Genomic DNA, 8,410 nt, shown 5'->3' with positions numbered 1-8,410 from the left:
TTCACACCCCCCACCACCCCCCCCCCCCAACCCGCCCCCCGCCGCCGCCCCCCCCCGCCCCCCCCCCGGGCCGGCCGTCCGGTGACCGCTCTCCGGGCGGCTGGGAACTCCCCCGTTGCCCAGCCGCCCGGAGGAACGCGCGGGTGCGTCGGCCGCGGTGCCTGACGGCCACGCGCGTACCCGTCGGCGCCCCCTCGGCCACGTCCGTCGGCGGTATCCACTAACGTGCCGTTCCTGACCAAGGGAAACGGCACGTCGGTGTGGGGAGGCACGGGGGATGGCGATCGACTGGGATCGGCGGCACTGCGCGCGCAAGGGGCATGTGACCTACGCGCCGGAGGATCCGCGGCTGCGGGTGCGGCTGCACACCCACACCGCGGTCGGGGAGGCCTGGCGGTGCCTGCGGTGCGGTGACTTCGTCCTCGGTGAGCCGCACGGCTCCGGGCCGGCCGCCGATGCCCCGCTGGTGCCGCGCGGGAAGGTGCTGCGGGACCTGTTCATCCTGCGCTTCCTGGCGATCGAGCGGGCTGTGCGCGGAGTGTTCATCGTGCTGGTCGCGGTCGCGGTGTGGAGGTTCAGCAACAGCCAGGACGCGGTGCGCAGGCTCTTCAACGAGAACCTGGACGTCTTCCGGCCGGTCTTCCGGCACTTCCACTACGACCTCGACCACTCGCCGGTCGTCGGCTCCATCCAGAAGGCCTTCGGCTACAGGCACTCCACGCTGCTGCTGGTGGCCGGACTGCTGCTGGCGTACGCGCTGATCGAGCTGGTCGAGGCGGTCGGCCTCTGGTACGCCAAGCGCTGGGCGGAGTATCTGACGGTGGTGGCCACCGCCGCCTTCCTGCCGCTGGAGATCTACGAACTCACCGAGAAGGTCAGCTATCTGAAGATCGCGACGCTGGTGCTGAACATCCTCGCGGTGCTCTACATCGCCCTCGCCAAGCGGCTGTTCGGGCTGCGCGGCGGGCGCCGGGCCTTCGACGAGGAGCGGCACAGCGCCTCGCTGCTGGAGGTCGAGGAATCGGCGGGGGTCCAGCCGACCTTGTCTTGACGTCGGCGTCAGGTCTTACGGTCGTAGGCATGCGAATCGGCGAGCTGGCCGCACGGGCCGGAACCACCACGCGTGCCCTGCGCTACTACGAGGCGCGCGGGCTGCTGCCCGCGCGGCGGGCCCAGAACGGCCACCGTACCTACGACGAGAGCGATCTGCGGCTGCTCACGCAGATCCGGACGCTGCGGGACGTCGGGTTCGAGCTGGAGGAGACCCGGCCGTTCGTGGAGTGCCTGCGGGCCGGACACCCGGAGGGCGACACCTGCCCGGCGTCGCTCGCGGTCTACCGGCGCAAGCTGACGGAGCTGGACGCGCTCATCGGCGAACTCCAGGCCGTGCGGGCGACCGTCGGGGCCCAGCTGGCGCGGGCCGAGCGGGCGAGGGACGAGCTGGCCGCCGAGGCGCTGGTTCCGGGGGGTCCGGAGCCGACCTGCGAACTGGGAGGACCCGGGCGATGATCAAGGCGGCGGGTGTGGCCGAGGTGACGGACGCGGACTTCGCGGCGGAGGTGATCGGGGCGGAGCTGCCGGTGCTGGTGGAGTTCACCGCCGACTGGTGCCCGCCGTGCCGGCAGATGGGGCCGGTGCTCACCGCCCTCGCCGCGGAGGAGGGCGAGCGGCTGAAAGTGGTGCAGCTGGACGTGGACACCAATCCGGAGACGACGAACGCGTACAAGGTGTTGTCGATGCCGACGTTCATGGTGTTCCGGGGCGGCGAGCCGGTGAAGGCGATGGTGGGCGCCCGGCCCAAGCGGCGGCTGCTGGAGGAGCTGTCCGACGTGCTGTCCGACGCGCTGCCCGACGTGCTGCGCTGAACTGCCGGTAATACGGAGAATCCCCCGGACAATTGCGTCCGGGGGATTCTCCTGCGTATATTCAAGAGTTCGCGACTTCGGATCGAGGTGAAGTCGATGAAGTCGCGGAGAAGTTCAGTGGGCACAGTATATCCGGGCGGGAGCGGAATTGTCAAACACCGAATTTCCAGACGATGAATTGCGTCACGAACAGGAATTCATCGACGGACTGTACGCACGGGTGGACGCCCTGCGCGGCGACACCGAGGACTCGGTCGCGGACGCCCTCGCCCTCGGCGACACCCCCATGCAGGCCCGCCTGGAGCGGGACATCCTGGTCGCCGAGCGCTCCGGCCTGCTCGCCGCGCTGAACGCCGTGGACGGCTCGCTGTGCTTCGGCCGGATCGACCTGACCTCCGGCACCAAGCACCACATCGGCCGGATCGGGCTGCGCCTGGACGACGCCGAGCGCACCCCCGTCCTCGTCGACTGGCGCGCCGAGGTCGCCCGCCCCTTCTACCTGGCCACCGGCCACACCCCGATGGGCCTGCGCCGCCGCCGGCACATCGCCACCGACGGCCGCCGGGTCAGCTCCCTGCACGACGAGATCCTCGACCTCGGCGACCGGGAGCGCACCGGCCACGAGGACCCGTCCGGCGACGCGGTGCTGCTCGCCGCGCTCAACTCGGCCCGCACCGGCCGGATGACCGACATCGTGCAGACCATCCAGGCCGAGCAGGACGAGATCATCCGGGCGCCGTACCGCGGGGTCCTGGTGGTCGAGGGCGGCCCGGGGACGGGCAAGACCGCGGTCGCGCTGCACCGCGCCGCCTTCCTCCTCTACGAGTACCGCGAGCTGCTCGCCAAGCGGGCCGTCCTGATCGTCGGTCCCAACCCCGCCTTCCTCGGCTACATCGGCGAGGTGCTGCCCTCGCTGGGCGAGACGGGCGTGCTGCTGGCGACCGTCGGCGAGCTGTTCCCCGGCGTGAAGGCGACGGCGTCCGACACCCCCGAGGCCGCCGCCGTGAAGGGCCGCGCCGACATGGCCGACGTGCTCGCCGCCGTCGTACGCGACCGGCAGGCGCTGCCCGACCCGGTCCTCACCGTCGAGCACGACCGTGAGGTGCTGATGCTCGACGACGGCCTGGTGAACATGGCCCGCGAACGCACCCGTGCCGCCCGCCTCCCGCACAACGTGGCCCGCGAGCACTTCGAGGGCCACATCCTCAACACCCTCACCGACCTCTACGCCGAACGCGTGGGCACCGACCCCTTCGACGGCAGCAGCCTGCTCGACCCCTCCGACATCACCCAGATCCGCGACGAACTCGCCGAGAACCCCGAGGTGTGGTCCGCCATCGACCAGCTGTGGCCGCGACTGACCCCGCAGCGCCTGGTCGCCGACTTCCTCGCCGCCCCCGAGGGGTACCTGGGCGCCGAGGACGCGGCCGCGGTCCGCCGCCCGGTGACCCGGACCTGGACGGTCTCGGACGTGCCCCTCCTCGACGAGGCCGCGGAGCTCCTCGGCGTGGACGAACGGGTCGCGCGGGCCCGCGCCGAGCGTGAACGCGAGAACCAGATCGCCTACGCCCAGGGCGTCCTCGACGTCTCCTACGCCTCCCGCACCTACGAGTTCGACGACAAGGAGGACAGCGACCCCGAAGCCTCCGAGGTGCTGTCCGCGCACGACATCATCGACGCCGAACGGTTCGCCGAGCGCCAGGAGGAGGAGGACTTCCGCAGCGCGGCCGAGCGCGCGGCGGCCGACCGCACCTGGGCGTTCGGGCACATCATCGTCGACGAGGCACAGGAGCTGTCGCCGATGGCCTGGCGGCTGCTGATGCGGCGCAGCCCGACCCGCTCGATGACGCTGGTCGGCGACCCGGCGCAGACCGCGGAGGCGGCAGGCGTCGGCTCCTGGTCGAAGGTCCTCGGACCGTACGTGGAGGACCGCTGGGAGCACGCCCGCCTCGGCGTCAACTACCGCACCCCGGCCGAGATCATGGACCTCGCGGCGGCCGTGGTCCGCGCCGAGCACCCGGACTTCGAGCCCCCGAGCTCGGTCCGCTCGACGGGCGTACGGCCGTGGATCCGCCGGGCCGACGACGGCCTGCCCGACGCCGTCGAGAAGGCCGTCGCCGAACTCACCCCGGCCGAGGGCCGGCTGGCGGTGATCGCCCCCCGCGACCTGCACCGCGCCCTCGCCGCCCGCCTCGACGGCGTCACGGCCGGCGCCGAGCCCGACCTGACCCGCACCGTCGTCCTCCTCGACCCCCGTCAGGCCAAGGGGCTCGAATTCGACTCCGTCCTCGTGGTGGAACCGGCGCGCTACGGCACCAGCGACCTGTACGTGGCCCTGACCCGGGCGACCCAGCGGCTGGGCGTGCTGCACACCGGCGACCTGCCGGCCGGGCTCAGGCAGGCCGCAGCCACACCGTAGCCAGCGGCGGCAGGGTCAGGCTGATGCCGGCCGGGCGGCCGTGGGCGCCCTGCGGTTCGGGCTTCACCGGGTCGGGGTTGGTGACGCCGCTGCCGCCGTAGCAGGCCGCGTCCGTGTTGAGGACCTCGTGCCAGGCGGGGATCTCGTCCGGGACGCCCAGGCGGTAGTCGTGCCGGACCACGGGGGAGAGGTTGGACACGGAGAGGAGCGGGGTCCCCTCGGCATCGAACCTGAGGAACGCGAAGACGTTGTCCTCCGCCGCGTCCCCGGCGATCCACTGGAAGCCGGCGGGCGAGGTGTCCCGCTGCCACAGCGCCGGGGTGGCGCGGTACACCGCGTTGAGGTCGCGGACCAGGTCGCGCACGCCCCGGTGGTCGGCCTCGGCGCCGTAGGCCGGGTCGAGGAGCCACCAGTCGGGGCCGTTCGCCTCCGACCACTCCGCGCCCTGGGCGAACTCCTGTCCCATGAAGAGGAGCTGCTTGCCGGGGTGGGCCCACATGAAGGCCAGGTACGCGCGGTCGTTGGCGCGCTGCTGCCACCAGTCGCCCGGCATCTTCGAGACGAGCGAGCCCTTGCCGTGCACGACCTCGTCGTGGGAGACGGGCAGCACGTAGTTCTCGCTGTACGCGTAGACCATCGAGAAGGTCATCTCGTGGTGGTGGAACCTGCGGTGCACCGGCTCGTGGGACATGTACCCGAGGGAGTCGTGCATCCAGCCCATGTTCCACTTCAGGCCGAAGCCGAGACCGCCGCTGTCGGTGGGGCGGGTCACGCCCTCCCAGGCGGTGGACTCCTCGGCGATGGTCACCACGCCCGGCACCCGGCGGTACACGGTGGCGTTCATCTCCTGGAGGAACGCGACCGCGTCCAGGTTCTCCCGGCCGCCGTGCTCGTTCGGCGTCCACTGGCCCGGCTCGCGCGAGTAGTCGAGGTAGAGCATCGAGGCGACCGCGTCCACCCGCAGCCCGTCGATGTGGAACTCCTCGCACCAGTACACGGCGTTCGCCACCAGGAAGTTGCGCACCTCACGGCGGCCGAAGTCGAACTCCAGGGTGCCCCAGTCGGGGTGCGCGGCCCGCAGCGGGTCCGCGTGCTCGTACAGCGGGCGGCCGTCGAACTCCGCCAGCGCCCAGTCGTCCCGCGGGAAGTGCGCCGGCACCCAGTCCATCAGCACCCCGACGCCCGCGCGATGCAGCGCGTCGACCAGGTACTTGAAGTCGTCGGGGGTGCCGAGCCGGGCCGTCGGCGCGTAGAAGCCGGTGACCTGGTAGCCCCAGGAGCCGCCGAAGGGATGCTCGGCCACCGGCATCAGCTCCACGTGCGTGAAGCCCAGGTCGCGGACGTAGGCGGGCAGTTGCTCGGCGAGTTCGCGGTAGGTCAGGCCGGGGCGCCAGGACGGCAGGTGCACCTCGTAGACCGAGAAGGGGGCCTCGTGGACGGGGGTGTCACCGCGGCGCGCCATCCACTCCTGGTCCGTCCACCGGTGGTGGGAGGCGTCCACGACGGACGACGTCTGCGGCGGCACCTCGGTGCGCCGGGCCATCGGATCCGCCCGCAGCGTCCGCGAGCCGTCCGGGCGGGTGATGTCGAACTTGTACAGCTCGCCCGCGCCGACGCCCGGCAGGAACAGCTCCCAGATCCCCGAGGAACCGAGCGAACGCATCGGGTACCCGGTGCCGTCCCAGAAGTTGAACCCGCCGGCCAGCCGCACCCCCCGCGCGTTCGGTGCCCACACCGAGAACCGGGTGCCCCGCACCCCCTGGTGGGTCGTCGGATGCGCACCGAGCGCCTCCCACAGCCGCTCGTGCCGGCCCTCGCCGATCAGGTGCAGGTCCAGGTCGCCGAGGGTGGGCAGGAAGCGGTACGCGTCCTCGGTCTCCTGGACCGTCCCCTCGTACTCCACCAGCAGCCGGTAGACCGGCACGTCGGTGAGCGGGAGCAGGACGGAGAAGAAACCGTCGCCGTCGTCGTGCAGCGCGGTCCGCAGGTCCTGCCCCGCGACGACCGTCACCGCGCGGGCGTACGGACGGAAGGCGCGGACGGCGATCCCGCCCGGGACCGGATGCGCGCCCAGCACGGAGTGCGGGTCGTGATGGGTGCCGTGCAGCAGCCGCTCACGGTCGCTGCCGGCTACGGGCACGGGGTTGTTGGAGGTCACGGACGCGTCTCCCGGAGATCAGGTCGGGTCGGGGGTGGCCAGGCGGCGTACGGCCGACAGCGGGACGGGAAGCCAGTCGGGGCGGTGCCGGGCCTCGTAGACGACCTCGTAGACGGCCTTGTCGGTCTCGTAGGCCCGCAGCAGCACGGGGTCGGTGCGCGGGTCGACGCCGGTGATCTCGGCGTAGCCGGAACAGTAGGCCGCCCGGCACACCGCCGCCCAGCCGGGGACCGGCGGGGTCACCGAGTGGGCCGCGTAGTCGAAGGAGCGCAGCATCCCGGCGACGTCCCGCACCGTCGGCTGCGGCATCCGGCGCTCGGCCAGCGGTCGGGCCGGCTCCCCCTCGAAGTCGATCAGCGACCACTGGCCGGACGGCGCCCGCAGGCACTGCCCCAGGTGCAGGTCGCCGTGGATCCGCTGGGCGGTCCAGGTACGGCCCTCGGCGGCCAGGTCGCCCAGCGCGGTGTAGGCGGACCGCAGCCCGTCCTCGTACGGCCGCAGCGCGGGCACCGCCTGCACGGCCGCCGCCAGCCGCTCGACCATGCCCGCGACCTGCGGCTCCAGTTGGCTGTGGCCGAGAGTGGCGGTGGGCAGCGCTCGCGCCAGCGCCGTGTGGACCTCGGCGGTGGCCCGGCCCAGCGCCCGCGCCTCGGCGGCGAAGTCCTCGCCCTTCGCCAGCTCGCGCAGCGCCAGCTCCCAGCCGTCGGTCGCGCCGCGCACGAAGGGCTGGAGCACGGCCAGGACATAGGGTTCCCCGGCCACCTCCGAACGCAGCCAGGCCGTCGGGGCGGGCACCCGGGCGCAGCCCTCGCGGGCCAGGGCCAGGGGTATCTCCAGGTCGGGGTTGACGCCGGGCACCACCCGGCGCAACAGCTTGAGAATGAACGTATCTCCGTAGACGACCGAGGAGTTGGACTGCTCGCCGGTCATCAGCCGGGCCACCAGCCCGTCGCGTATCTCCTGGCCCGGGTCGCGCTCGAAGCGCAGCCCGCCGATCCTGGCCCGGGTGCGCAGGGCCTCCAGGAGCACCTCGGCCGGCCGGGGGTCGTACAGCGCGTCGTAGACCGTCTGCCCGGCCAGCGGGCCCTCGGTGACGTGGCCGATCAGCGCGGGCGCCAGCCGGGGCGGCAGCGCCTCGCGCACGCCTATCAGGAGTTGGTAGCAGTCGCCGGCCTCGGCGGGGGCGGGCGGCTGGTGGGCGCGGACCAGCAGGTGGCGCAGGCCCAGCCGGCTGTCCGCGGGCAGGAGTTCGGTCTCGGCCACCAGGGAGAAGCCGGTGACCGGGCTGCCCTTGCCGGCGAACCAGCGCTGCCGGGGCAGCCATTCGCGCAGCAACGGGTCGAGCGAGGCGAGCAGTGCGGGCGTGGAGGGGCTGACCGTTTCCGCCATGGCGGTACGTCCTTTCCCCGGGTCGTCGGGGGCGTTACTGATGCGTGCCCCGGGCGGGGCGGAGGAAACCAACCGCCGTCGCCCGGGGTGGACTGTGCCAAACGCTCCGCTGGGTGCACGGTTCTTCGGCTGTGGGCCGGTGGGGGCCGGTCGCGCCCACGCGGCGGCAGCCGCGTGTCCGATACCGTTTCGCGCCCCTACGGGGCGCTAGGCCGTCTCCGCGCGCAGCCGGAACCAGTAGAAGCCGTGCCCGGCCAGGGTGAGCAGGTAGGGCAGTTCGCCGATCGCCGGGAAGCGGACCCCGCCGAACAGCTCCACCGGGTGCCGGCCGTCGAAGCGCCTGAGGTCCAGCTCCGTCGGCTGGGCGAACCGGGAGAAGTTGTGCACGCACAGGACGATGTCGTCCTCGTACTCGCGCAGGAACGCGATCACCGCCGGGTTCGACGACTGCAGCTCCGTATAGGACCCCAGTCCGAAGGCAGGATTCTGCTTGCGGATCTCGATCATGCGCCGGGTCCAGTGCAGCAGGGACGACGGCGAGGACATGGAGGCCTCGACGTTGGTGACCTGGTAGCCGTA

At 72.5% G+C, this 8,410-nt stretch carries 7 protein-coding genes; 4 read left to right on the top strand and 3 right to left on the bottom strand.

Features of this window, described 5'->3' with window-relative positions; genetic code table 11:
* Nucleotides 1-277: 277 nt before the first annotated feature.
* From AB0M11_RS40580 to AB0M11_RS40565, 4 genes are all read left to right on the top strand, one after another.
* The gene (locus AB0M11_RS40580; protein ID WP_365713870.1) at nucleotides 278-1,051 is read left to right on the top strand and encodes a DUF2127 domain-containing protein; all 774 of its coding nucleotides are present in this window, start codon (nucleotides 278-280) and stop codon (nucleotides 1,049-1,051) included.
* Nucleotides 1,052-1,080: 29 nt separating this feature from the next.
* Nucleotides 1,081-1,509 (top strand): MerR family transcriptional regulator, encoded by a 429-nt coding sequence (locus AB0M11_RS40575; RefSeq protein WP_365713868.1) that lies wholly within the window; start codon nucleotides 1,081-1,083, stop codon nucleotides 1,507-1,509.
* Nucleotides 1,506-1,865: a thioredoxin domain-containing protein gene (locus AB0M11_RS40570; protein ID WP_365713866.1), complete on the top strand. Its 360-nt coding sequence runs from the start codon at nucleotides 1,506-1,508 to the stop codon at nucleotides 1,863-1,865. Before AB0M11_RS40575 ends, AB0M11_RS40570 begins: the two co-directional genes overlap by 4 nt.
* A 130-nt stretch (nucleotides 1,866-1,995) precedes the next feature.
* Nucleotides 1,996-4,284: an ATP-dependent DNA helicase gene (locus AB0M11_RS40565; protein ID WP_365713872.1), complete on the top strand. Its 2,289-nt coding sequence runs from the start codon at nucleotides 1,996-1,998 to the stop codon at nucleotides 4,282-4,284.
* Here AB0M11_RS40565 and glgB read toward each other — a convergent pair.
* The 3 genes from glgB to AB0M11_RS40550 form a co-directional block, all read right to left on the bottom strand.
* The gene (glgB, locus tag AB0M11_RS40560) at nucleotides 4,259-6,442 is read right to left on the bottom strand and encodes a 1,4-alpha-glucan branching enzyme (RefSeq protein ID WP_365713864.1); all 2,184 of its coding nucleotides are present in this window, start codon (nucleotides 6,440-6,442) and stop codon (nucleotides 4,259-4,261) included. The two genes, AB0M11_RS40565 and glgB, sit on opposite strands and share 26 nt — an antisense overlap.
* An 18-nt stretch (nucleotides 6,443-6,460) precedes the next feature.
* Nucleotides 6,461-7,831: a maltokinase gene (locus tag AB0M11_RS40555; RefSeq protein WP_365713862.1), complete on the bottom strand. Its 1,371-nt coding sequence runs from the start codon at nucleotides 7,829-7,831 to the stop codon at nucleotides 6,461-6,463.
* Nucleotides 7,832-8,038: 207 nt separating this feature from the next.
* Nucleotides 8,039-8,410, bottom strand: a 372-nt coding sequence (locus AB0M11_RS40550) for an alpha-glucosidase C-terminal domain-containing protein (RefSeq protein WP_365713860.1), incomplete at its 5' end; no start/stop codon positions are given.

This window comes from Streptomyces sp. NPDC051987, from assembly GCF_040680735.1.
GTDB lineage: Bacteria > Actinomycetota > Actinomycetes > Streptomycetales > Streptomycetaceae > Streptomyces.
This window is presented reverse-complemented; position numbering and strand designations above follow the sequence as displayed.